Genomic DNA, 23,170 nt, shown 5'->3' on the forward strand with positions numbered 1-23,170 from the left:
AGTTGTTCGACGGGGCGAACAACGGCGGGTGACGGTCGTAAGGTCACCCGGGACGGCCGAGACGGCGCACGGCACAGGCGTGAGGCGGAGGACGAGGACATGACGGTGACCCTGGCGGACGTGGCGGCCCGCGCCCAGGTCTCCCCCGCGACGGTGTCGCGCGTGCTCAACGGGAACTATCCCGTGGCCGCATCCACCCGCGAGCGGGTGCTCAAGGCGGTCGACGAACTGGACTACGTGCTCAACGGCCCCGCGAGCGCGCTGGCGGCGGCGACGTCCGACCTGGTCGGGATCCTGGTCAACGACATCGCCGACCCCTTCTTCGGGATCATGGCCGGCGCGATCCAGTCCGAGATCGGCGGGCCGGGCGGCAGAGCCGGCGGCGAGAGACTCGCCGTGGTCTGCAACACCGGCGGCTCCCCGGAGCGCGAGCTGACCTACCTCACGCTGCTCCAGCGGCAGCGGGCGGCGGCCGTCGTGCTGACCGGCGGGGCGATGGAGGACGCGGCGCACCAGGCGGCCGTGGCGGCGAAGCTGCGGAAGCTGGCGGAGGCGGGGACGCGGGTGGTGCTGTGCGGGCGGCCGCCGGCTCCCGGGACCGGGGCGATCGCGCTGACCTTCGACAACCGCGGGGGCGGCCGGGAGCTGACCGAGCACCTGATCGGGCTCGGCCACCGGCGGCTCGGCTACATCGCCGGGCCCGAGGAGCGGACCACGACCCGGCACCGGCTGGAGGGCCACCGCGCGGCGCTGGCCGCGCACGGCATCGAGGAGGACCCCCGCTGGACGGTCCACGGCCGCTACGACCGGCAGTCCGGGTACGAGGCCACGCTCGAGCTGCTGCGCAGGGACCCGTCCCTGACGGCGGTCGTCGCCGCGAACGACTCCGTCGCGCTGGGCGCGTGCGCGGCGCTGCGCGACTCGGGGCGGGGCATCCCGGGCGACGTGTCGGTGGCCGGCTTCGACGACCTGCCGTTCAGCATCGACGCGGTACCCGCGCTGACGACGGTCCGGCTGCCGCTCGCCGAGGCGGGGGCGCGGGCGGGGCGCATCGCGATGGGGCGGGAGGAGGCGCCGCCCGGGGGGATCGCGACGGTGCGGGGGGAGTTGATGGTACGGGGGTCCTCCGGGGGGCCTCGGGGGTAGGGCACCGTGGGAATCGTGGTGCCGTGTGCCGTGTGCCGTGTGCCGTGTGCCGTGTGCCGTGTGCCGGTGCGGGTGTCGCCGGGGGCCGCCGCCCCTGGCCCCCGCTGTCGGCCTGAACGGCCTCGTCCTCGAACACCGGACGGGCTGATCGATGCCGGCCGGCGTGGACAAGCGGGCGGGCTGGGTGATGCCGGCCGGCGTCGGGAAGCGGGCGGCGGTGGGCGCACGGGGCGTGCTCGGCGACACCGTGACCGTGAAAAGGAGTGCGGTTCCGTGGCGGGGGTACTCTCCGTCACCATGAAGCTGGCGTTCTCCACCCTCGGTGTCCCCGGTATGCCCCTGGCCGACGTGCTGGCGCTCGCGACCGCGCACGGCTACCACGGTGTCGAGTTGCGCGCCCACCCGGAGGAACCGGTGCACCCGGGCCTGACCCCCGACGAGCGGGCCGCGGTGGCGGCCGGATTCAAGGACGCGGGGGTCGAGCTGCTGGGTCTGGCCGGGTACCCGCGGGTGGCCGCGCCGGGCGACGACGACGCGGTGCTCGCCGAGATCCGCGGCCTGCTCGACCTGGCCCGCGACCTGGGTGCCCCGTACATCCGGGTCTTCCCCGGCGGCGGCACGGAGCAGAGCGCCGAGGAGGCCGACGCGACGGCCGCCCGGCGGCTGGGCACCGCCGCCGAGTACGCCACCGACGCCGGTGTGCGCATCCTGCTGGAGACCCACGACTCGCACCGCACGGGCGCGGACGCGATGCGCGTCGCCGGCCTGGTCGGCCACCGTCAGGTCGGCGTCCTGTGGGACGTCATGCACACCTGGCTGGGCGGCGAGCAGCCCTCCGACTCGTACGCGGCCCTCTCCCCGCACCTCGGGTACGTGCAGGTGAAGGACATCGCCTCCGCCGAGGACACCACCCCGCTGCCGCTGGGCGCCGGCGTGCTGCCGCTCACCGAGTGCGTGGACGTCCTCTCCCGCCACGGCTGGGACGGCTGGCTGTGCTGGGAGTACGAGAAGCGGTGGTACGAGGCCGCCGCCCCGCTGCCCGGACTGCTGGACGCGGGGCGCGAGCACCTGGCGCGGCTGCTCAGCGACGCGGCCTGACCCCGGCCGGGACGTCACCGCACGGATTCCTCCGCCCGTGCCGGGGGCCGTCCCACGCCTGCCGGGTCGGCCGGGACACCGTCCGGCAGCACCCGGGTCCGGCCGCGGCGCACGGGCGCGAAGGTCGTCAGTGCCACCCCACCCACCAGCAGCGCGGCCGCGCACCAGCGCAGCGGGGTCACCGACTCGCCCAGGAAGAGGGCGGCCGACGACATGCCGAAGACGGGGACCAGGAGCGAGAACGGCGCCACGGTGGAGGCGGGGTGGCGGTGCAGCAGCCAGCCCCAGGCGCCGAAGCCGAAGACCGTCGAGACCCAGGCGACGAAGACGATCGTGCCCGCGCCCTGCCAGTCCAGGCCGCGCAGGGCCGCCAGGTCCCGGGACGGGCCCTCGGTGAGGAGGGAGAGGGCCAGCAGCGGCAGTACGGGGACGGTGGACACCCACACCATGAAGTTGAGGGCGTCGGGCGGGGACGCCTTGCGGGTCAGCACGTTGGACAGGCCCCACGCGGCCGCCGCGCCGATGACCATGGCGAAGGCGCCGAGGGGACCCGAGGCGCCCTCGTCGACGGCGGCCACGCCGATGCCGGCCAGCGCGACCGCCATGCCCAGGACCTTGAGGCCGGTGGGGCGTTCGCCCAGCATCACCGCCGCGATCACCGCCGTGAACACCGCCTGGACCTGGAGGACGAGGGACGACAGGCCGGCCGGCATGCCCGCGTCCATGCCGACGAACACCAGGCCGAACTTCGCGACCCCCAGGACCAGGCCCACCGCCACGATCCACTTCCAGGCGGCCTTCGGACGGCCCACGAGGAAGACGGCCGGCAGCGCCGCCGCCAGGAAGCGCAGGGCGGAGAAGAGCAGCGGCGGGAAGTGGTCGAGGCCGATCTCGATGACCGTGAAGTTCACGCCCCAGACGGCGGCGACGAGCACGGCGAGGAAGAGGTGGGAAGGTCGCATGCGTCGAGGATCGCGCCCGGTGACCGTGAAGCACCAGCGATGATTGCTGCATGGTTGGATGAAGCGCGGCTAACGAATGCCGCTCGCCGATCGAGTCCAGGGAGCCGTGTCGTGCTCGACCTTCAGCGTCTTCGTGCCCTGCACGCCGTGTCGGTGCACGGCACCGTCGGCGCGGCCGCCGCCGCGCTGGGCTTCACGCCGTCCGCCGTGTCCCAGCAGATCGCCAAGCTGGAGCGGGAGACCAGGACCGTCCTCCTGGAACGGGAGGGGCGCGGGGTGCGGCTCACCGACGAGGCGTGGCAACTGGCCGCCGCCGCGCGCGAGTTGCTGGCGCTCGTGGAGCGGGCGGAGACCCGGCTGGAGGAGCGGCGCGGGGTGCCGGCGGGGCGGCTGACGGTGGCCGCGTTCGCGTCGGCGGCGCGCGGGCTGATGCCGGGCGTACTGGCCGATCTCGCCCGCCGGCACCCGGCCCTGGACACCCGGCTCACCGAGGTCGACCCGCACCTGTCCGTGGACCTGGTGGCGAAGGGCGCGGTCGACCTGGTGGTGGCGCACGACTGGGACATCGCCCCGCTGCCCGCCCCGGCCGGGGTGGAGCAGGCGGCCATCGGGGAGGACCTGTGCGACCTGCTCGTCCCCGAGGGGCACCGCTTCGCCGGGCGCGACGGCGTACGGCGCTCGGAGCTGGGCGGCGAGCGGTGGATCTGCCAGCCGCCCGGGCGGGTGTGCCACGACTGGCTGCTGCGGACGCTGCGGGGCGCCGGGCACGAGCCGGACATCGTCCACCAGGCCGACGAGAACCCGACGCTGGTCGCCCTGGTCGCGGCCGGGCTGGGGATCGCGCTGATCCCCCGGCTGGGGCGGGGGCCGCTGCCCGCCGGTGTGGTGGAGGTGCCGCTCGATCCGATGCCCGTGCGGCGGCTGTACGCGCTGTGGCGGGCGGGCGCGGCACGCCGGCCGGCGATCGCGGAGACCGTACGCACCCTGCGGGCCCACTGGCCGGACGTCTCGGCCCACACCGCCCCCGCCGCCCCTGCCGAGGCCGCCTGAGCGCCCCCGCCGGCCGCGCCCGGCCCCGCCGTGCCCCGGCCCCGCCGCGCCCCGGCCCCGGCCCGCGCGGCCCCGCCCCGCGCGTCCCCGTGGTCCCGCCCGTACCGACTTCGGGAAAGCCGCGCGAACCGGGAACCCGGTCCCCGTCCGCGTCGTCCAATCCGCACGTCGCCGGACGAGTCTTCGCGGTGCGGTGTCGGCCTCGCCTGCCGGCCGCGATCGCCGACCACCCTCTCCAGCCGCACCGCGCCCGGCGGCGCGTCGCCGCCGGCGCCCTCCCCTCCCTGGCGCCGGCGGCGGCCCCCGAGGTGCGTCGGCGCCGCTTCGGGCGACTCCTGTGCGCTCCCTTGACTGGCAGAAACTTCCCGGATATTGGTGACTCCTTGGAAGTTTCCTTCAGCACCTCTCCAGCGATTCCCCCGCGGATCACTCCGGAAGGAGCGCACGTGCACCACAGCAGCACGGCCGGCACGGGAAGCACCGCACACCCCTCCAGACGTACCGTCCTCGCCGCCACCGCGGTCGTCACCGCGGCCCTCGCGGCCGGCGGCGGCACGGCGTACGCCGACGGCCGCAGGCCCGACGACGAGAAACTCCGCGCCCTCATCTCCCGCATGACGCTGGAGGAGAAGGTCGGACAGGTCTTCGTGTCGCGGGTGTACGGCCACTCCGCCACCGCCCCCGACCAGGCCGACATCGACGCCAACCTCAAGGAGATCGGCGTCCGCACCGCCGCCGAGCTGGTCGCCAAGTACCGGGTCGGCGGGATCATCTACTTCGCCTGGGCCCACAACACCCGCGACCCGCACCAGATCGCCGACCTGTCCAACGGCATCCAGCGGGCCTCCCTGGAGCTGCCGCGCGGCCTGCCGGTGCTCGTCTCCACCGACCAGGAGTACGGGATAGTGGCTCGCGTGGGCGAGCCGGCGACCCTCTTCCCCGGCGCGATGGCCGTCGGCGCCGGCGGTTCGGCGTCCGACGCCCGCACCCTCGGCAAGGTCGCGGGCGCCGAGCTGCACGCGATGGGCATCCGCCAGGACTACTCCCCCGTCGCCGACGTGAACGTCAACCCGGCCAACCCCGTGATCGGCGTCCGCTCCTTCGGCGCCGACCCGGAGGCGGTGGCGAGGCTGGTGGCCGCCGAGGTGACGGGGTATCAGCGTTCCGGGGTGGCCGCGTGCGCCAAGCACTTCCCGGGGCACGGCGACACCGCCACCGACAGCCACACCGGGCTGCCGGTGATCACGCACAGCCGCGCGCAGTGGGAGGAGCTGGACGCGCCGCCCTTCCGCGCGGCGATCGCAGCCGGCATCGACGCGATCATGACCGCCCACCTGGTGGTCCCGGCGCTCGACGACTCCGGTGACCCCGCGACCCTCTCCCGCCCCATCCTCACCGGCATCCTGCGCGAGGAGCTGGGCTACGACGGGGTCGTGGTCACCGACTCCCTCGGCATGGAGGGCGTCCGCACCAAGTACGGCGACGAACGGGTGCCGGTGCTCGCGCTGAAGGCCGGCGTCGACCAGCTGCTCAACCCGCCCAACCTGGACCTCGCCTGGAACGCCGTCCTGACCGCCGTACGCGAGGGCGAACTCAGCGAGGCGCGGCTCGACGAATCGATCCTGCGGGTGCTGCGGCTGAAGGCGAAGCTGGGGCTGTTCCGGGACGCGTACACCAGCCGCCGGGACGTCGACCGCACCGTCGGCACCCGGGCGCACCTGGCCGCGGCGGACCGGATCGCCGAGCGAACCACCACGCTGCTGGTCAACGAGGGGTCGCTGCTGCCGCTGTCGCGCGAGGAGCACGGCACGGTGCTCGTCGTCGGCGCCGACCCCGCCTCCCCGTCGGGCACGACCGGGCCGCCCACCGGTGTCCTCGCCGGCGAGCTGGCGGGGCTGGGCTTCACGGCCACCGCCCTGTCCACCGGCACCGCGCCGTCCGCCGCCGTCATCGACCGCGCGGTCGCGGCGGCCCGGGACGCCGACGCGGTGGTGGTGGCCACGTACAACGTCACGGCGGGCAGCAGCCAGCGCACGCTGGTCGCCCGGCTGCTGGAGACCGGCAGGCCGGTCGTCGCGGTCGCCGTCCGCAATCCGTACGACGTGGCCCAGCTGCCCGGCGTCCCCGCCTTCCTGGCCGCCTACTCGTGGACCGACGTCGAGGTCCGGGCGGCGGCCCGGGTGATCGCCGGCCGGGTACGGCCGCGCGGCAGGCTGCCGGTGCCGGTGGTGCGGGCGGACGATCCGGCGACGGTGCTGTACCCCCTCGGGCACGGGCTCGGCTACCGGTCGTAGGGCGTAGCGCGGGCTACGCCACGCGCCGGGGGCGCGCCCCCGTCACCCGTGCGCAATGCACCCCGCGCGTCTGGCGTGGCCCGCCGCGGCGGGTCACGCTGGACCCGGGGATCCGGGGGGATGGCGATGCGCGAGAGACGGGCCGCGGGGGTGCTCTGCGCCCTGTCGGCGCTGGGCGCCGTGCTGCTGACGGGGTGCCAGAGTCCGGCGGGCCCGGCGGGCGCGGACAGCGGCGGTGTGAACGGGGACGGGACGCCGGCCGGGGAGGCCGTGTCCGGCTCCGTCACGGCGGCCGTGCGGCCGTCCGGTTACGGGGCGGTGTTCCTCGCGATCGACGAGTGCAGCTCGTTCGGCACGGTCAGTTTCACCGAGGTGCCGTGCGACAGCGAGCGGGCGGCGGCCCGGGTCGTGGCCCGGGAGGACGGGCGGGCCGGTGACGGGCCGCCGTGCCCCGCCACCACCGACTTCGTCCTGCACATCAGCGAGCAGCGCCCCTCCGCCGACGAGGACGGCGACGGTGCCGTCCCCCAGGGGTACGCCTGCATGCGCGCCCTCCTGCCGCCGCACCCCGGCGACCCGGGCGGCGGGGGCGGGCCGCGCACCATCGTTGGCGACTGCGTCTACGACGCCGGCGGCGGCAAGGTCCGCGAGACCGCGTGCGACGGCGAGGGGAAGCGGAAGCCGCAGTTCAAGGTGGTCGAGGCGGTCGCCGTCCGCACGGACTGCCCCGCCTCGACCGGCCTCTACGTCCGCCTGGGCGGCGAACGGCCGGTGGGCTGCGCCCGGCCACTGTGAGCCGGGGCAGCGGCTCGGTGACGGCCGGGCACGGCCTCCGGTCATGCCGGGACTACGGGCGCAGCGCCGGCTCGCGCTGCACGTCCCGCTTGTCCAGCTTCGCGTCGAACGACGCCAGCGGCCTGGCCGCCGACGGGTTCTCCCGCACCGTGGCGGAGGCGACGCCCGCCCAGTCCAGGATGCGGGCCGTGGCGAACGCCTTCTGGTCGGGCACGAGGCCCGCGACGTTGGCGCCGTGGTTCATGCCGGGCGCGGTCAGGACGTACGAGTCACGCGCGCCGTGGCCCAGACGGAAGGGCTCGGCACCCCACGGGTCGTTCTCGCCGTACACGAACAGCATCTGCCGGGCGTTGTGCTTCACCCACGTGTCGACGTCCCGCATCGCCCACGGCTCGAACCTCATCGGGATCGACCGGGGCACGAAGTTGCGCGGCGGCTGGTAGCCGTAGCGGATGTACTTCTTCTCGATGTGCGGGAAGTGGATCGTCGGCGCGCCCAGCTGCGTGCCCGCCTGGTAGTAGTACGGCGTGTACGGGGCCAGGCCCTGGTCGGTGTAGAAGGAGAAGCCGGAGATCGTGTCGACGGAGTTCCATATCTCGTCGTTCGTCGCGTTCTTGGCGTCGGCCGGGATGCTCGCGCAGTCCTTCAGGGTGCTGTACTGCCAGAAGCCCCACACGTAGTCGAGGACGACGGCCTCGTAGGCGCGGTCCAGGCTGCCGATGGTGTCGAAGGTGTAGCCGTTCTCGGCCGCGTGCGCCGCGTACTTCTCCTTCAGGGGTTCCCGGCGCACCAGTGCCTCGCGCTGCACGCCGTTGAGGCGGTCGCGGCACTCCTCGGTGCCGACGCGGGCGAAGAAGCGGTCGTAGGCCGAGTCCTCGCGGTTGACGACGTCGTTGGGGGCGACGTAGGCGACGACGCCGTCCATGTCACGCGGGTAGAAGCGCTCGTAGTACGTGGCGGTCATGCCGCCCTTGGAGCCGCCGGTGGAGATCCAGTTCTCGGAGTAGACCGGCTTCAGCGCCTTGAAGATGCGGTGCTGGTCGCTGGCGGCCTGCCAGATGTCCAGCTTGGACCAGTCGGCCGGTTCGGGCCGGGACGGCGTGAAGTAGCGGTACTCCATGGAGACCTGGTTGCCGTCCACGATCTGCGTCGGCTCGCGGCGGCTGGGGGTCGTGGAGACGCTGTAGCCGCCGGTGTAGAAGACCGTCGGGCGGCTCACGTCCTTGTGCAGCACGGTGATCCGCTGCTGGAACGTGCCCTTGGACGGGCGCCGGTGGTCGACCGGCTGGGTGTAGTTGAGGACGAAGAAGCGGTAGCCGGTGTACGGCTTCTCCTCGATCAGGCTCATGCCCGGTATGGACAGCAGCCTGTCCTTGATGTCGACGGCCTTCGGCTCGGCGGCGGTGGCCGCCCCCGCCGTGCCGGCGGTGCCTATGAGCACCACGAGCGCCAACAGCCATCTGAGCGCCTTGCGCATGCACCCTCCCTGTGAAACGGATGTGCGCCGGAAGCTATCGGAGCAAGTCACCCGCACACCAGGGGAGATGGGCAATTGGCCGCGACGAGCCGGTTCAGCACAGGATCCAGCCGGAGCTGACCGAGCCCCGGGAGACCTTGCCCTTCACCCACACGCAGCGCGTGCCGACGTGCACGGTCACCGGCCCGGCCCGGTAGGCGTACCGCCCCGAGTCCACCACCGGGCGGCCGCCGCGCGCCTGCACGCTGACGGACATCTGCCGCTTGGTGCCGGGCTTCTTCGGCACGGTGACGGCGCAGACGTGGCCGCCGCGTCTGTAGACGAGGACGGAGCCCGTGGCGAAGGGCAGCGTGCGCACCTTGCGGCCCGGGCACGCCGCGGCGGCCTGCCCCTCCTGCGGCACCGCCACGGCGAGCAGCCCCGCCGCGGTCAGCACGGCCGTGCCGAGCGCCAGCCGCCGTCGTGTCCCCGCACCACCCCGACCCACCGCGGTCGCCTCCGTCCCATTCCCCGCCGTACGGATGTACGGATGTACGGACGCACGGCACCCGTCGCACGGTTGCGTGAGGGTCACCGCGTCGCGCCGACGGGCTCCTCCGGTTCGGCGGCCCCGACGAAGGTGCGCCACAGGCGCGCGTACCGTCCGCCGAGCGCCAGCAGTTCGTCGTGCGTGCCGTCCTCGGCGACCCGCCCGGCGTCCATGACGACGACGCGGTCCGCGCGGGCGGCCGTGGTCAGCCGGTGGGCGACGACGAGCGTGGTGCGGCGGCCCGCGATGCGGTCGGTGGCCTGGTTGACCTGCGCCTCGGTGGCCAGGTCCAGGGCGGCGGTCGCCTCGTCGAGGAGCAGGACGTCCGGGTCGACCAGTTCGGCGCGGGCCAGCGCGATCAGCTGCCGCTGCCCGGCGGAGAAGTTGCGGCCCCGCTCGGCGACCTCGTGGAGGTAGCCGCCCTCCAGCGTGGCGATCATCTCGTGGGCGCCGACCGCCCGCGCCGCCGCCTCCACCTCGGCGTCGGTGGCGTCCGGGCGGCCGTAGGCGATGGCATCCCGGACGGTGCCCGGGAAGAGGTACGCCTCCTGGGGGACGACGCCGAGCCGGTGCCGGTAGGCGGTGAGGTCGAGGTCGCGCAGGTCCCGCCCGTCCACGGTGACCCGGCCGCCCGTCGGGTCGTAGAACCGGGCCACCAGCTTGACCAGCGTCGACTTGCCCGCGCCGGTCTCGCCGACGAAGGCGACGGTCTGCCCGGCGGGGATGCGCAGGTCGATGCCGGTGAGGGCTTCTTCATCGTCCCCGTACTTGAAGTGCACGTCCTCGAACGTGATCTCGCCGCGCAGGGACGCCGTGTCGAGCGGCTTCTCGGGGGCCTTGGTCGAGGTCGGCTCCCGCAGCAGCTCCTGGATGCGGCCCAGGGAGACGGTCGCCTGCTGGTAGCCGTCGAAGACCTGGGAGAGCTGCTGGACGGGCGCGAAGAACAGGTCGATGTAGAGCAGGTACGCCACCAGCGCGCCGGTCGTCAGCGTCGCCTCGTCGATCCGCCCGCCGCCGACGACCAGCACGGCCGCGGCGGCGCCCGAGGACAGCAGCTGCACGAACGGGAAGTAGACCGAGATCAGCCACTGTCCCTTGATGCGGGCCTGCCGGTAGCCGTCGCTGCGCTCGGCGAACCGCCGCCCGCCCTCGTGCTCGCGCCGGAAGGCCTGCACAATCCGCAGCCCCGCCACCGACTCCTGGAGGTCGGCGTTGACCGTGGACACGCGCTCCCGGGCCAGTTCGTATGCCTTCACGCTGGCCTTGCGGAAGAAGTAGGTGGCGATGATCAGCGGCGGCAGCGTCGCGAACACGACGAGCGCCAGCTCCACGTCGATGACCAGCAGGGCGACCATGATGCCGAAGAAGGTGACGACGGAGACGAAGGCGGTGACCAGGCCCGTCTGGAGGAACGTCGACAGCGCGTCCACGTCCGTCGTCATCCGGGTCATGATCCGGCCGGTCAGCTCGCGCTCGTAGTAGTCGAGGCCGAGCCGCTGGAGCTGCGCGAAGATCTTCAGCCGCAGCGCGTACAGGATCCGCTCGCCGGTCCGGCCGGTCATGCGGATCTCGCCGGTCTGCGCCGTCCACTGGGCGATTACGGCGAGCAGCCCCAGCAGCGTGGCCGCCCAGACCGCGCCGAGCGCGGCCTGCGTGACGCCGTCGTCGATGCCGTGCCGGATCAGCACGGGCAGCAGCAGCCCCATGCCGGCGTCCACGGCGACCAGGGCCAGGCTGATCAGCAGCGGCGCGCGGAAGCCGCGCAGCAGCCGCCGCAGACCGTACGACTCCTCGGGCTCGACGGCCCGCGCCTCGTCGATGTCCGGCGTCCCGTCCGCGGGGGGCAGCGCGTCGACCTGGGCGAGCAGCTCCGGGGTGGCCGGGGTGCCGGCGAGGGCGGTGTCCTTCGGTGTGCGGTCGCCGGTCCACAGCCGCGGGGTGACGCCCCGCTCGGCGTCGAACTCGGCGTCCAGCTCGTCGCGTACCGAGGTGTCCTCGGCCGGCTCCGCGGGACGGGCGTGGCCGGGCGAGACCCCGCCCAGTTCGTCGGGGTCGGTCAGCAGCCGCCGGTAGAGGGCGGAGCGTTCCTGGAGTTCCTCGTGGGTGCCGAGGTCGGCGAGGCGGCCCCGGTCGAGGACGGCGATGCGGTCGGCGAGGCCCAGGGTGGAGCGGCGGTGGGCGATGAGGAGCGTGGTGCGCCCCCGCATGACCTCCTTCAGCGCCTCGTGGATCTCGTGCTCGACGCGGGCGTCCACGGCGGACGTGGCGTCGTCCAGGACCAGCAGCCTGGGGTCGGTGAGGATCGCGCGGGCGAGCGCGACGCGCTGGCGCTGGCCGCCGGACAGGGTCAGGCCGTGCTCGCCGACGGTGGTGCCGTAGCCGTCCGGCAGCTCGCTGATGAACCCGTGCGCCTGCGCGGCCCGCGCGGCGGCCTCGACCTCCTCGTCGGTGGCGTCCGGACGGCCGTACGCGATGTTGGCGCGCACGGTGTCCGAGAAGAGGAAGGAGTCCTCGGGCACCAGCCCGATGGCGGCCCGCAGCGAGTCGAGGGTCAGCTCGCGCACGTCGTGGCCGCCGACCAGGACCGCGCCGCGCGTCACGTCGTAGAAGCGCGGCAGGAGCAGGGAGACGGTGGACTTGCCGGAACCGGAGGAGCCGACGACGGCGAGGGTCTCGCCCGCCCGGATCTCGAAGGAGAGACCGTCCAGGACGGGCCTGGTCCCGCCCTGCTCGGCGGCGTAACCGAAGGAGACGTCGTCGAACTCGACGGTGGCCGGCGCGTCGGCGGGCAGGGTCTTGGTGCCGTCCTCGATCGCGGGCTCGGTGTCGATCAGTTCCAGGACGCGTTCGGTGCCGGCCCGGGCCTGCTGGCCGACGGTGAGCACCATGGCGAGCATGCGGACCGGGCCGACGAGCTGGGCGAGGTACGTGGAGAACGCGACGAAGGTGCCGAGCGTGATGTTCCCGCGCACGGCCAGCCAGCCGCCGAGGGCGAGCATGGCGACCTGGCCGAGGGCCGGCACGGCCTGGAGGGCGGGGGTGTAGACGGCGTTCAGCCGGATCGTCCGCAGCCGCCCGGCGAAGAGCTTGCGGCCGACCTCCCTCAGCTTGCCGGTCTCCTGCTCCTCCTGCCCGAAGCCCTTCACCACGCGTACGCCGCTGACCGAGCCGTCGACCACCCCGGCGACGGCGGCGGCCTGGGCCTGGGCGTACCAGGTGGCGGGGTGCAGGCGGGTGCGGCTGCGGCGGGCGATGAACCACAGCGCGGGCGCCACGGCCAGCGCGACGAGGGTGAGCGGCGGGGACAGCCACGCCATGATCCCCAGGGAGATCAGGAAGAGCAGGACGTTCCCGATGGTCATCGGGAGCATGAACAGCAGGCTCTGGATCAGCTGGAGGTCACTGGTCGCCCGCCCCACGACCTGCCCGGTGGACAGCTCGTCCTGCCGCCGCCCGTCCAGCCGGGTGATCGTCCCGTACATGTCGGTGCGCAGGTCGTGCTGGACGTCGAGGGCGAGCCGGCCGCCGTAGTAGCGGCGGATGTAGGTCAGGACGTACACGACGACCGCGGCGCCGATCAGCAGACCGGCCCAGACGGCCATGTCCCTGGTCTTGGTGCCGATCACGTCGTCGATGATCACCTTGGTGATCAGCGGGACCAGGGCCATGACGGCCATGCCGCCCAGCGAGGCGCCGAGCGCCAGGACGACGTCCTTGGGATGGCGCCAGGCGTACCCCGCCAGTCGTCGTGCCCATCCCCGTTGCGCGTCCACGCCGTGTCCTCCGGTCGGTCGTCCTGCTCACCTGATCTACCGGAAGGCACCAACGCGGGCGAGCGGGGATTTCATCCCGCCGCAACAATCAGGCGCTCACCCGCAGCCACAGGAAGCGGGTCGTCTGCACGGCGTTCTGGTTGTCGTCGCTGACGATCAGTACCTCCGTACGGCCCTTGCTCCGGCCGGTGACGGCCATCCCCTCGAAGTTGTCGAGGAGCGGATTGGGCTGGGGCTGGCCGGCGGGGGCGCCGAGGGAGGGGCAGGCGGCGAGATCGGCGAGGAGGCGCTTGCCGTACGCCGTGCCGCGCCGCTCGGCCAGGTACAGCCGGACGGTGTTGCCGACGCCGGCGGTGAAGCCCCGCTCCAGGACCAGGAGCCGTCCGTCGGGGGCCGCGGTCACCTCGGAGACGCCGAGACCGGTGTCCGTCCGGTAGGCGTACCGGTCGCCGGGCCGGAAGTCCCCGCGCCCCGTCCGCTGCCAGGTCTGGAAGCGGACCAGGTCGGCGGGATCACCGGCGAGCGGGTACTCCATCGAGGCGAGCAGCGTCCGGCCGCCGGGCAGGAGCGTGAGCCCCTCGAAGCTGCCGTTGGCCCGCGCGCGGCCGGCGGGGGCGGTGCGCAGGTCGTCCGGCACCGGGAGGCGGTCGAGGAGCGTGCCGGTGCGGGAGTAGCGGCGCACGGACGGCTCGGTCTCGGAGGCGACGAGGTACGTGCCGTCCCGGTCGGCGACCAATCCCTCGGCGTCGAGGGCCGCGCCGCTCTCGTCGGCGAGCGGGACCACGTCCCGCGGCTCCAGGGTGCGGGCGTCCAGCCGGAAGAGCGAGGAACGGTCGGACAGGGCGGCGACGGTACCGCGCCGGTCTCCGGCGAGCGCGGAGAGGTTGCCGACGTAGGTGCCGTCGTGGGTGGTCCCGTCGAGGGCGTCCCAGTAGCCGGTGAGGGAGACGGCGGGCGAGCACGCGTTTCCTGCCGGCTTCTCCCGCGCGTCCTGCGCGGCGGCGGCCGGTCCGGCGGCGGTGAGGCAGCCGGCCGCGGCGAGGACCGTGGTGAGCGTGGCGAGGGCGGTACGGAGGGTTCTCGGGCGCATGGGCGGGAGATTAGGGCGCGGGGGTGGCCGGAAGGTGGCCGCTTCTCGAAAGGCAGGGTTCAAGAGGGTCTGTCTGGCAAGTAATGAGCCATGCCAGACCAGAGGGAAAGCGGACAGCGGGTGGCGGGACGGCTGTACGCGACGCTGCGGGTGCTGAAGTTCCTCGTCGACTCCAACGCTCCCAAGCCGTCCGTCGAGGACACGTTCGGTGGCAAGGACCGCCCGCGCAAGTGGATCCAGGATCTGGAACTGAATCTCCTCGACGCCCTGGTGACCGCCGTCCAGAAGGGCCGGCACGCGAAGGCGGCGAGCGAGGTGTTCCGCGCCCTGCCGGCGCTGATCCCCTCGCAGGCCGTCGCCCTCGACAAGAACCTCAGCCCACCGGAACTGGCCGCCTTCAACGCCGGACACCGCGCTCAGCTCACCTCCCTCAAGGAGACCTTTCCCGAACTGGTCGACTGACGGCCCGCGTTCGGTTCACCGCCCGCCCCGGCTCCGCGCGACGCGGTGCACGTCCGTCAGCGCCTCGCACATCCGGGCCAGCAGGAAGCGGAGTTGGTCGGGCGTCGCCCGCGGGTCGGCGAGCAGGTCGGCGGCGTGGTCCAGCAGGTCCTCCGCCATGCTCAGTTGGGTGCGCTCGACGGCATCGGCCATCCGGGACAGCGGTCCGTCGCCGTCGGACAGCAGGTAGCAGGGCTTGCCCTCGGCACCCGCCCAGGGCAGCAGCCGTGCCGGGCGCGGGACGGGGCTCACCGTGCCACCTCCACCCCGTGGATCACCCTCGGCCCGAGGTCGATGCCGTGCACCGCGCACCACAGCACCAGCCGCCGGGACCGCTGCCGGCGGGCCTCCTCGCGCCGTTCGTGGGCAAGGAGGTAGGGGCGGACCAGGGCGTTCTCCTCGCCGCGCAGCGCGGGCGTGCCGGTGCGGCGGGCGGTGACATCAGCGGGGAACGGGGGTGCGGTGGGCGCCGGCCATGAAGGTCGCCGTCGGCGGCGCCGACCCGAGCCCGGCAGCAGGAGGTCGAGCAGCGGAAGCAGGGACAGCCCGGCGAGGCGGGCGATACGGTGACGCATGTCGTCGACTCCGTGGTGGTCGGTGGCCATGCCCCCGGACCGGTGCGACGGTCGCGGGGGTCTCGCTATCCGTAGCGATACGCGTACAGAGTGAGATGGCCGGAGCTAGGCTCGCCAGGGGTGCGGATGTGACGGCGCCTTTGTCACACGGGAGTCGAACGGATGAGCAGCATCTACGGCGACTGGCTCAGGCAGCAGCGTGAGGCGGCGGGTCTGACGCAGCAGCGGTTGGCCGAGCTGGCCATCATGACGCGGTCGCACATCGCCCACGTCGAGGCGGGGCGCCGGGTGCCGTCCAAGGAGGACGCGCGGCGGCTGGACCAAGCCCTGAACACGGGAGATGTACTGAGCAGCTTCCTTCCGGAGGAGGAGGTCGCGGTCGCCGAGTACTTCGAGGTGGCGCGGCAGCTCGAACAGCAAGCCGTCTCCATCCAGGAGTTCGCCTTGTCGTACGTGCCCGGCCTTCTCCAGACCGAGGCATACATGCGAGCGATTCTGGGCACGTCCTTCATCCGCCTGGGTGAAGAGGAATGTGACAGGCTCGTTGTCACACGGCTCGAGCGCGCGAAGGTGCTCGACGCTTCGGGAGGTCCGGCACTATGGGCGCTCCTGGACGAAGCCGTACTGCGTCGAGTCGTCGGCGGCCCTGCCGTGATGGCGGAACAGGTGACACACCTGGCACGCCTGGTCGAGCGCGGGCGCATCCGCGTGCACGTCCTCCCCCAGGACATCGGCTTCCACCCCTTGATGGACGGCATGCTCACGCTGATGCGGTTCGAGGACCAGCCGCCCGTGGCGTACACCGAGGGCCTGGGAGTCGGGAAACTGCACGATTCCCCGTCCGTGGTACGAGAGTTCGAGACTCGTTACGCTCTCGCATTGAGCGACTCCATGTCACTCAGGGACTCACTGGCCCTGCTCAGAGATGTTGCGAAGGACTACGGACGCCATGACTGACCACAGCTTCCCGAACGCTGCCGTGCTGGAAGGGTGGCGGCGTTCAACTCATAGCAATAGTGAGGGCGGGAGTTGTGTGGAGGTGGTGGACGGGTATCCCGGTGGCGTGCCCGTGCGTGATTCGAAGGTGCCGGCGGGGCCGGCGGTGGTTTTCTCGGTCGGCGGGTGGGCGTCCTTCGTCACGGCCCTCAAGGAAGCCCCCTCTCCCTCAAAAGCGTGAACACACCCCCCTCATCTGTCCTCCATTCGCTCATCCGAGCGCCCCAGTGGCATTCCACCCCCAACTGCTCACGCTTTCTCCCGACCATAGGGCCATGAGCCCGCCCTTCTGGCACGACCGCGACCCTCTCAGCACCGGCCATGTGATCAGCACGGTGCGCACCCTCATGCGCACCGACGGTCTGGACACGTCCCTCACCGCCATCGCCCGCGCCTGCGGAACGTCGCGCAACTTCCTCTACTCGAACTGGAAGACCGCCTCCGCGCTTCACGTGCGCGCGCTGGCGGTCGACCTCGCGGACGCCTTCGACGTCGCGGGCCGCACGCATCCCAGCGACGGCACCGTTCCGGGCATCGTCGCGCATCTGACGCAGGTCGTACGCGTGGTCCGGCGCCATCCGACGACGGCGGCCGTCGCCCGCACCTCCCCCACGGTGCTCTCCCGGGCGCACACGGCGACCGAGGGCCCCTTGGTGCGGGTGGTGACAGAACGCGTAAGCGACCTGCTGCACCCCCTCGCCCCGCACGGCGGGGTGTGGAGCGACGCCGCGCTGTACTCCAGGCCCTGGAAGATCATGTGGATCGCCCGTCCCGCCGCCCTGTGTCCCGAAGCCGTCGGCGACCAGGAACGGGAGGAGACCCTGGACGGCGCCTTCGCCGGGTTGTTGCGCGACCTGCTCGCCCCGTGGGCCGGCGCCGGCTGAACCCGGCCCGGATTCACAGCTGACCCCCAGTCGGAGCACAGTCCTCGCCCATCGGCCGTGGACACGGTGGTGCGGTGACATCTGCCACCGCTCCACCGCACGCGGCCGCCGAGCCGCCCGTACCGTCCCCCGCCGCCCCGTCCTCCGCCGCACCGGGCGCGCCCCGCTGGTCGCGCCCGGCCCTGCTGGCGATCCTCGCCCTGGCGGCGGTCCTGTACTCCTGGAACCTGTCCGGGGCCGGGCTGAACAGCTTCTACAGCGCCGCCGTGCTCAGCGGAACGGAGAGCTGGAAGGCGTGGTTCTTCGGCTCGCTGGACGCGGGGAACTTCCTGACCGTCGACAAGCCACCCCTCGCCCTGATGGTCATGGGCCTGTCGTGCCGCCTCCTCGGCTACGGCACCTGGCAGATGATGCTGCCCCTGATCGTGGCCGCGCTCGCGACGATCTGGATCCTGCACGGCTCCGTGAAGCGGGTGTGGGGGCACGGCGCGGCGGCGGTCGCCGCGCTGGTGCTGGCGCTGACCCCGATCACGGTCGCCATCAACCGGGACAACAACCCCGACACGCTGCTGGTGTTGCTGATGGTGGGCGGGGCGGCCCTCGGCCTGCGCGCGGTCCGCGGCGGGCGGCTGCTGCCCCTGCTGGGCTCGGCGGCCTGCTTCGGGCTGGCGTTCAACACGAAGATGCTCCAGGGGTACATCGCGCTGCCCGCCGTCTTCGTCGTGTACCTGTACGCCACGGACCTCGGCCGGCCGAAGCGGATCAGGAACCTGGTGCTCGCCGCCGTCGCCCTGGCCGTCTCGAGCTTCTGGTGGGCGGCGGCGGTGTCCCTGGTGCCCGCCTCCGAGCGGCCGTACATCGGCGGTTCGACGGACGGCACGGCCTGGGACCTGATCCTGGGCTACAACGGCCTCGGCCGGATCCTCGGCAACGACGGCACCATGGGCGGCGGTGGCGGGGGCGGCGGAGGAGGCGGCTTCTCGGGCGCGGCGGGGATCGGCAGGATGTTCAACGACGTCCTCGGCGGCCAGATCTCCTGGCTGCTGCCCTTCGCGGGCCTCGCGCTCGTCGGCGGCCTGGTGCTGTGCGGCCGGGCGCCCCGCACCGACCTCACGCGCGCCGCGCTGGTGCTGTGGGGCGGCTGGACGGTCCTGCACTACATGACCTTCAGCATGGCCGAGGGCACCATGCACCCGTACTACACGACCGCGCTGGCCCCGGGCATCGCGGCACTGTGCGGGGGCGGCGGGGTCATGCTGCTGCGCGCCTTCCGGGCCGACCGGCGCTGGGTGTGGGTACTGCCGCTCGGTCTCGGCGTCACCGGGGTCTGGGCGATCGTGCTGCTGCGCCGCGCCGCCGGCTGGAACTCCTGGCTGTGGCCGACGATCGCGGTGGTCATGGCGCTGGCCATCGCGGGACTGCTCGCCTTCCGTTCGGGGCGCCGGGTGCGGCTGCTGGCGGTGTCCGTCGCGGCGGCCGTCGTCGCCGGGGTGGCCGGTCCGGCGGCGTACGCCTGGTCGGTGCCATCCGGTTCGGGCGGCGGCATGGGCGGCACCAACCCGACGGCCGGCCCGACGACGGGCGGCGGCATCGGCGGCCCGGGCGGCGGTCGGGGCGGGGCCCAGGGCGGCGGGGACGGCGGTCCTGGCGGCGGGGACGGTGGCGGTGCCTCGGGCGGGCAGCCGCCGCAGAACGGCCGAGGCGGCGACGGCGGTTACGGCCCAGCGGCTCCCGGCGGCGCGGGCGGTACGACCGGCACGCCCCCGAACGGCGCCCCACCGCAGGGCAACACGGGCACCGGCAGCACGGACTCGGACGACACCGACACGGACGACACCACGGGCACGGACGTGGACGCGGATGCGGGCACGGACGCGGACGCAGGCACGGGCACGGGCACGGACGCGGGCGGACAGCCGGGCGGTACCGGCGGCTTCGGCGGAGGCGGCGGCATGGGCGGCGCGAGCGCGGAACTGGTCGCCTACCTCAAGAAGCACCAGGACGGCGCCAAGTGGCTGCTGGCCGTGTCCGGTTCGCAGAGCGCCGCCCAGCTCATCCTCAGCAGCGGTGAACCCGTGATCTCCATGTGGGGCTGGTCGGGCAGCGACAACGCGATGACCCTGGCCAGCCTCAAGAACCTCGTGAAGAAGGGCGAGTTGCACTACGTCCAGGTCGGTGGAGGAGGCATGGGCGGCGGCTCCGGGACCTCCTCCGAGGTGACCCAGTGGGTGCGGGAGCACGGTACGGCCGTAGCGGCGAGCGAGTACGGCGGCACGTCCTCCTCGGCCGGCACCTCCTCGGGCATCTACCGGCTGGACCCCTCCGACCTGGACTGATCCCCGCCCCATCCCCCACCTGGGCCCCGGCCACCACGGCCGGGGCCCTCGTCACGCAATCGACACGCGGCGTACACCCCGCCTCCCACATGTCCATGTCACGCTCGATCCACCGCTCCACTCCACCCGCGTAGATCGGACACCCCACATGATCGCGATACGCACCCGGCGCCGGAAAGCGGTGGCGCTCGCCACGGCCGCCGTCCTCGCCGGCCTCGCCGCCCCCTCACTGACCGCGACCACGGCCACGGCCCGCACCACGGCCGCGGACTACGACGAGACCTACTACGAGGACGCGATCGGCAAGACGGGGGACAGCCTCAAGTCGTCGCTCCACACCATCATCAGCGACCAGACCAGGCTCTCGTACTCGGCCGTCTGGGAAGCCCTGAAGGTCACCGATCAGGACCCGGACAACAGCGGCAACGTCAAGCTGCTCTACTCCGGGATCTCCCGCAGCAAGACGCTGAACGGCGGCAACACCGGCAACTGGAACCGGGAGCACGTGTGGGCGCAGTCCCACGGCGACTTCGGCACCTCGGCCGGCCCCGGTACGGACCTGCACCATCTGCGTCCCGAGGACGTACAGGTCAACAGCATCCGTGGCAACAAGGACTTCGACAACGGCGGCAGCGGCTTCACCAACTCCGGCGGCAGCCTCACCGACTCCGACTCCTTCGAGCCGCGTGACGCCGTCAAGGGCGACGTGGCCCGCATGATCCTCTACATGGCCGTCCGCTACGAGGGCGGCGACAGCTGGCCCGACCTGGAGCCCAACGACGCCGTCACCAACGGCAGCGTGCCCCTGCACGGCCGGCTGTCGGTCCTGAAGGAGTGGAACGACCAGGACCCGCCGGACGCCTTCGAGGAGCGCCGCAACCAGGTCATCCACGACTCCTACCAGCACAACCGCAACCCGTTCGTCGACCACCCCGAGTGGGTCGAGGCGATCTGGTAGCCGCCTCGCCTCAGCCGAGGTGCGTCGGCGCGAACATCCGCAGGACGGCGGGGAGGACGACCACCGAGGGCCCCGGTGCGGCCAGGGCCTTCGCCAGGTCGGCCTCCAGCGTCTGAGGTGACGTACGCACTCCGGGCACCCCGAACGACTCGGCGAGGGCCACGTAGTCGGGGCGGGTCAGTTCCGTCGCCGTGGGCTGACCGAAGGCGTCCGTCATGTACTCGCGCAGGATGCCGTAGCCGCCGTCGTCGACGATGAGCCAGGTGACGTTCAGGTCGTACTGGCGGGCGGTGGCGAGTTCGGCGATGGAGTACAGGGCGCCGCCGTCGCCGGAGACCGCCAGGACGGGGTGGGTGGGGTCCGCGGCGGCGGCTCCCAGGGCCGCCGGGAAGCCGTAGCCGAGGCCGCCGGCGCCCTGGGCGGAGTGCATGGTGTTGGGGGCCTTGGCGTCGAAGGCCGACCACGCCCAGTAGGCCAGGATGGTCATGTCCCAGAAGGACGGGGAGCCGGCCGGGAGCGCCGCGCGGACGGCGGCCAGCACGTCCTGCTCCAGGGTGAGTCCCTGGGACGCGATGCGCTCGCGGACCTTGTCCAGCACCTCGCGTACGCGCTCGGGGGCGGTGGGGTCGGTGCGCTCGTCCACCGTCTCCAGCAGGGCCTGGAGGGCGAGCCGGGCGTCGGCGTGGACACCGAGGGCGGGGTGGTTGGACTCCAGTTTGCCGAGGTCGGCCTCGATCTGGATCACCCGGCCGCGCGGCTTGAACGTGTGGTAGTTCGAGGAGAGTTCGCCGAGGCCCGAGCCGACGACGAGGAGGACGTCGGCGTCCTCCAGGAAGTCCGTGGTGTGGCGGTCCTCCAGCCAGGACTGGAGGGACAGGGGGTGCGTCCAGGGGAACGCGCCCTTGCCGCCGAAGGTCGTGACGACGGGCGCCTGGAGGCGTTCCGCGAGCTGCCGCAGCTTCCTCGACGCGTCCGCCCGGACGACTCCGCCGCCCGCGATGATCGCGGGGCGTTCGGCGCGGGAGAGCAGGTCGGCGGCGACCGCGGTGAGTTCGGGGCGCGGGGGCAGTTCCTCGGGGAAGGTGTCGCCGCCCGTCACCACCGGGATCGGCGTCTCGGACAGGAGCACGTCCTGCGGGATCTCCACCCACACCGGGCCGTGCGGGACGGTCAGCGCCGACGTCCAGGCCGCCGCGATGGCGGACGGGATCTGGGACTGGGTGCGGACCGTGTGGACGGACTTCACCACACCCCGGAAGGAGGCGGCCTGATCGGGGAGTTCGTGCAGGTAGCCGTGGCGTCCGCCGCCCAGGCCGGCCGTCGGGACCTGGCTGCTGATCGCCAGGACGGGGGCGGAGGCCGCCCGCGCCTCCTGGAGCGCGGCGAGGGAGGTGAGGGCTCCCGGGCCGGTCGACAGGAGCAGCGGGGCGGCCTCGCCGGTGACGCGGCCGTAGGCGTCGGCCGCGAAACCGGCGTTGTTCTCCACGCGCAGGCCGATGTAGCGCAGGTCGGAGCGGCGCAGCGCGTCGAACATGCCGAGGGCGTGCTGGCCGGGCAGGCCGAAGACGGTGGTCGCGCCGAGCGCGGCCAGACTCTCCACGACCAGGTCTCCGCCGTTGCGGCCGCCGGGAGGGTTCAGGGCGGCCTCCGTCTGGGCGGCGGTCGGACGGAGTACCAGGTCGTGGTCGTGGGTCACTTCGCTGCCTTCTCCTGGGCGATCTGGCGGGACATGATCGTGGTCAGTTCGTACGCGGTGTGGGAGGCCGCGACCGAGGTGATCTCGGCGTGGTCGTAGGCGGGGGCCACCTCGACGACGTCGGCCGACACGAGGTTGCAGGACGCGAGGCCGCGCAGGATCTCCAGCAGTTCGCGGGAGGTCATGCCGCCGGCCTCGGGGGTGCCGGTGCCGGGGGCGTGGGCGGGGTCCAGGCAGTCGATGTCGATGGAGATGTACAGGGGGCGGTCGCCGATGCGCTGGCGGAGCTGGTCGGCGACCTCGTCGGCGCCGCGCCGGTAGACGTCGGCGGAGGTGACGATGCCGAAGCCCATCTTCTCGTCGTCGGTGAGGTCCTGCTTGCCGTACAGGGGGCCGCGGGTGCCGACGTGGGAGAGGGCGGAGGTGTCGAGGATGCCCTCCTCGACGGCGCGGCGGAACGGGGTGCCGTGGGTGTACTCGGCGCCGAAGTAGGTGTCCCAGGTGTCCAGGTGGGCGTCGAAGTGGAGCAGGGCGACGGGGCCGTGCTTCTTGGCGACCGAGCGCAGCAGCGGCAGGGCGATGGTGTGGTCGCCGCCCAGGGTCATCAGGCGGGCGCCGGTGCCGAGGAGGTCGTCGGCGGCGGCCTCGACGGTCTCGACGGCCTCGTTGATGTTGAACGGGTTGACGGCTATGTCGCCGCCGTCGGCGACCTGGGCGAGGGCGAAGGGGGAGGCGTCCTGGGCCGGGTTGTACGGGCGCAGCAGGCGGGAGGCCTCGCGGATGGCGTTGCCGCCGAAGCGGGCTCCCGGCCGGTAGGAGACGCCCGAGTCGAACGGGACGCCCACCACGGCGACGTCGGCCGTGCCGACTTCGTCCAGGCGGGGCAGCCGGGCGAAGGTCGCGGGACCCGCGTACCGCGGGACGCGGGAGGAGTCGACGGGGCCGCGGGGCGTCTCGTTGCTGCTCATGTACTGCCTTCCTTCTTACGCTTCGTCGCGTATGTACTGCCG

The 23,170-nt window shown here is 73.1% G+C and carries 20 protein-coding genes; 11 read left to right on the top strand and 9 right to left on the bottom strand.

The annotated features are described in order from the left end of the window. Positions 1-99 precede the first annotated feature (99 nt). Both ACFIF2_RS02610 and ACFIF2_RS02615 read left to right on the top strand, forming a co-directional pair. On the top strand, positions 100-1,146 hold the full coding sequence (locus tag ACFIF2_RS02610; RefSeq protein WP_395570798.1) for a LacI family DNA-binding transcriptional regulator: 1,047 nt from the start codon (positions 100-102) through the stop codon (positions 1,144-1,146). A 297-nt stretch (positions 1,147-1,443) separates the two neighbouring features. Continuing rightward, positions 1,444-2,244: a sugar phosphate isomerase/epimerase family protein gene (locus ACFIF2_RS02615; RefSeq protein ID WP_395571037.1), complete on the top strand. Its 801-nt coding sequence runs from the start codon at positions 1,444-1,446 to the stop codon at positions 2,242-2,244. Between the two features lie 14 nt (positions 2,245-2,258). Here ACFIF2_RS02615 and ACFIF2_RS02620 read toward each other — a convergent pair whose 3' ends face one another. Continuing rightward, entirely contained in the window at positions 2,259-3,206 is a 948-nt protein-coding gene (locus ACFIF2_RS02620; RefSeq protein WP_395570799.1) for an EamA family transporter, read from the bottom strand. A 111-nt stretch (positions 3,207-3,317) separates the two neighbouring features. Here ACFIF2_RS02620 and ACFIF2_RS02625 point away from each other — a divergent pair, with 111 nt between their 5' ends. From ACFIF2_RS02625 to ACFIF2_RS02635, 3 genes are all read left to right on the top strand, one after another. Continuing rightward, positions 3,318-4,256 (top strand): LysR family transcriptional regulator, encoded by a 939-nt coding sequence (locus ACFIF2_RS02625; RefSeq protein ID WP_395570800.1) that lies wholly within the window; start codon positions 3,318-3,320, stop codon positions 4,254-4,256. Between the two features lie 446 nt (positions 4,257-4,702). Next, positions 4,703-6,550, top strand: a complete 1,848-nt coding sequence (locus tag ACFIF2_RS02630; RefSeq protein WP_395570801.1) for a glycoside hydrolase family 3 protein — start codon at positions 4,703-4,705, stop codon at positions 6,548-6,550. A gap of 126 nt (positions 6,551-6,676) precedes the next feature. Further along, positions 6,677-7,345, top strand: a complete 669-nt coding sequence (locus ACFIF2_RS02635) for a hypothetical protein (protein WP_395570802.1) — start codon at positions 6,677-6,679, stop codon at positions 7,343-7,345. Positions 7,346-7,397: 52 nt separating this feature from the next. Here ACFIF2_RS02635 and ACFIF2_RS02640 read toward each other — a convergent pair whose 3' ends face one another. The 4 genes from ACFIF2_RS02640 to ACFIF2_RS02655 form a co-directional block, all read right to left on the bottom strand. Beyond that, positions 7,398-8,822 carry a S28 family serine protease gene (locus ACFIF2_RS02640; RefSeq protein WP_395570803.1) on the bottom strand — a complete coding sequence of 475 codons (1,425 nt, stop codon included), beginning with the start codon at positions 8,820-8,822 and terminating at the stop codon, positions 7,398-7,400. A gap of 94 nt (positions 8,823-8,916) precedes the next feature. Beyond that, on the bottom strand, positions 8,917-9,309 hold the full coding sequence (locus ACFIF2_RS02645) for a hypothetical protein (protein WP_395570804.1): 393 nt from the start codon (positions 9,307-9,309) through the stop codon (positions 8,917-8,919). 83 nt (positions 9,310-9,392) lie between these two features. Further along, positions 9,393-13,124 carry an ABC transporter ATP-binding protein gene (locus ACFIF2_RS02650; RefSeq protein ID WP_395570805.1) on the bottom strand — a complete coding sequence of 1,244 codons (3,732 nt, stop codon included), beginning with the start codon at positions 13,122-13,124 and terminating at the stop codon, positions 9,393-9,395. An 88-nt stretch (positions 13,125-13,212) separates the two neighbouring features. Continuing rightward, positions 13,213-14,214, bottom strand: a complete 1,002-nt coding sequence (locus ACFIF2_RS02655) for an esterase-like activity of phytase family protein (protein ID WP_395570806.1) — start codon at positions 14,212-14,214, stop codon at positions 13,213-13,215. A gap of 90 nt (positions 14,215-14,304) precedes the next feature. Here ACFIF2_RS02655 and ACFIF2_RS02660 point away from each other — a divergent pair, with 90 nt between their 5' ends. Then, entirely contained in the window at positions 14,305-14,676 is a 372-nt protein-coding gene (locus ACFIF2_RS02660; RefSeq protein WP_395570807.1) for a hypothetical protein, read from the top strand. Positions 14,677-14,691: 15 nt separating this feature from the next. On the opposite strand, the gene ACFIF2_RS02665 is transcribed toward ACFIF2_RS02660, so the two are convergent. Both ACFIF2_RS02665 and ACFIF2_RS02670 read right to left on the bottom strand, forming a co-directional pair. Next, entirely contained in the window at positions 14,692-14,967 is a 276-nt protein-coding gene (locus tag ACFIF2_RS02665; protein ID WP_395570808.1) for a hypothetical protein, read from the bottom strand. Next, the gene (locus ACFIF2_RS02670; protein ID WP_395570809.1) at positions 14,964-15,290 is read right to left on the bottom strand and encodes a hypothetical protein; all 327 of its coding nucleotides are present in this window, start codon (positions 15,288-15,290) and stop codon (positions 14,964-14,966) included. Before ACFIF2_RS02670 ends, ACFIF2_RS02665 begins: the two co-directional genes overlap by 4 nt. 162 nt (positions 15,291-15,452) lie before the next feature. Between ACFIF2_RS02670 and ACFIF2_RS02675 the strand changes: the two genes are divergently transcribed. From ACFIF2_RS02675 to ACFIF2_RS02695, 5 genes are all read left to right on the top strand, one after another. Further along, on the top strand, positions 15,453-16,247 hold the full coding sequence (locus tag ACFIF2_RS02675) for a Scr1 family TA system antitoxin-like transcriptional regulator (protein ID WP_395570810.1): 795 nt from the start codon (positions 15,453-15,455) through the stop codon (positions 16,245-16,247). After that, positions 16,240-16,467 (top strand): DUF397 domain-containing protein, encoded by a 228-nt coding sequence (locus tag ACFIF2_RS02680; protein ID WP_395570811.1) that lies wholly within the window; start codon positions 16,240-16,242, stop codon positions 16,465-16,467. Before ACFIF2_RS02675 ends, ACFIF2_RS02680 begins: the two co-directional genes overlap by 8 nt. Before the next feature lie 94 nt (positions 16,468-16,561). Next, positions 16,562-17,170: a hypothetical protein gene (locus ACFIF2_RS02685; RefSeq protein ID WP_395570812.1), complete on the top strand. Its 609-nt coding sequence runs from the start codon at positions 16,562-16,564 to the stop codon at positions 17,168-17,170. 74 nt (positions 17,171-17,244) lie between these two features. Continuing rightward, positions 17,245-19,506 carry an ArnT family glycosyltransferase gene (locus ACFIF2_RS02690; protein ID WP_395570813.1) on the top strand — a complete coding sequence of 754 codons (2,262 nt, stop codon included), beginning with the start codon at positions 17,245-17,247 and terminating at the stop codon, positions 19,504-19,506. Between the two features lie 148 nt (positions 19,507-19,654). Continuing rightward, entirely contained in the window at positions 19,655-20,464 is an 810-nt protein-coding gene (locus tag ACFIF2_RS02695; RefSeq protein WP_395570814.1) for an endonuclease I family protein, read from the top strand. Positions 20,465-20,474: 10 nt separating this feature from the next. Here the strand turns inward: ACFIF2_RS02695 and ACFIF2_RS02700 are convergent, their stop codons facing one another. Then, positions 20,475-22,160 carry a thiamine pyrophosphate-binding protein gene (locus tag ACFIF2_RS02700; protein ID WP_395570815.1) on the bottom strand — a complete coding sequence of 562 codons (1,686 nt, stop codon included), beginning with the start codon at positions 22,158-22,160 and terminating at the stop codon, positions 20,475-20,477. Then, complete coding sequence (gene speB / locus ACFIF2_RS02705; RefSeq protein ID WP_030969566.1) at positions 22,157-23,128, bottom strand: agmatinase; 972 nt, start codon at positions 23,126-23,128, stop codon at positions 22,157-22,159. Before speB ends, ACFIF2_RS02700 begins: the two co-directional genes overlap by 4 nt. Positions 23,129-23,170 lie beyond the last annotated feature (42 nt).

It is taken from the genome of Streptomyces sp. BK79, assembly GCF_044142145.1.
Lineage (GTDB): Bacteria > Actinomycetota > Actinomycetes > Streptomycetales > Streptomycetaceae > Streptomyces.

Coding starts and splice junctions, on each gene's coding strand:
- ACFIF2_RS02635 (WP_395570802.1), top strand. CDS start 6,677: ATGCGCGAGAGACGGGCCGCGGGGGTGCTCTGCGCCCTGTCGGCGCTG.
- ACFIF2_RS02615 (WP_395571037.1), top strand. CDS start 1,444: ATGAAGCTGGCGTTCTCCACCCTCGGTGTCCCCGGTATGCCCCTGGCC.
- ACFIF2_RS02670 (WP_395570809.1), bottom strand. CDS start 15,290: ATGCGTCACCGTATCGCCCGCCTCGCCGGGCTGTCCCTGCTTCCGCTG.
- ACFIF2_RS02675 (WP_395570810.1), top strand. CDS start 15,453: ATGAGCAGCATCTACGGCGACTGGCTCAGGCAGCAGCGTGAGGCGGCG.
- ACFIF2_RS02685 (WP_395570812.1), top strand. CDS start 16,562: ATGAGCCCGCCCTTCTGGCACGACCGCGACCCTCTCAGCACCGGCCAT.
- speB (WP_030969566.1), bottom strand. CDS start 23,128: ATGAGCAGCAACGAGACGCCCCGCGGCCCCGTCGACTCCTCCCGCGTC.
- ACFIF2_RS02695 (WP_395570814.1), top strand. CDS start 19,655: ATGATCGCGATACGCACCCGGCGCCGGAAAGCGGTGGCGCTCGCCACG.
- ACFIF2_RS02660 (WP_395570807.1), top strand. CDS start 14,305: ATGCCAGACCAGAGGGAAAGCGGACAGCGGGTGGCGGGACGGCTGTAC.
- ACFIF2_RS02640 (WP_395570803.1), bottom strand. CDS start 8,822: ATGCGCAAGGCGCTCAGATGGCTGTTGGCGCTCGTGGTGCTCATAGGC.
- ACFIF2_RS02610 (WP_395570798.1), top strand. CDS start 100: ATGACGGTGACCCTGGCGGACGTGGCGGCCCGCGCCCAGGTCTCCCCC.
- ACFIF2_RS02620 (WP_395570799.1), bottom strand. CDS start 3,206: ATGCGACCTTCCCACCTCTTCCTCGCCGTGCTCGTCGCCGCCGTCTGG.
- ACFIF2_RS02680 (WP_395570811.1), top strand. CDS start 16,240: ATGACTGACCACAGCTTCCCGAACGCTGCCGTGCTGGAAGGGTGGCGG.
- ACFIF2_RS02655 (WP_395570806.1), bottom strand. CDS start 14,214: ATGCGCCCGAGAACCCTCCGTACCGCCCTCGCCACGCTCACCACGGTC.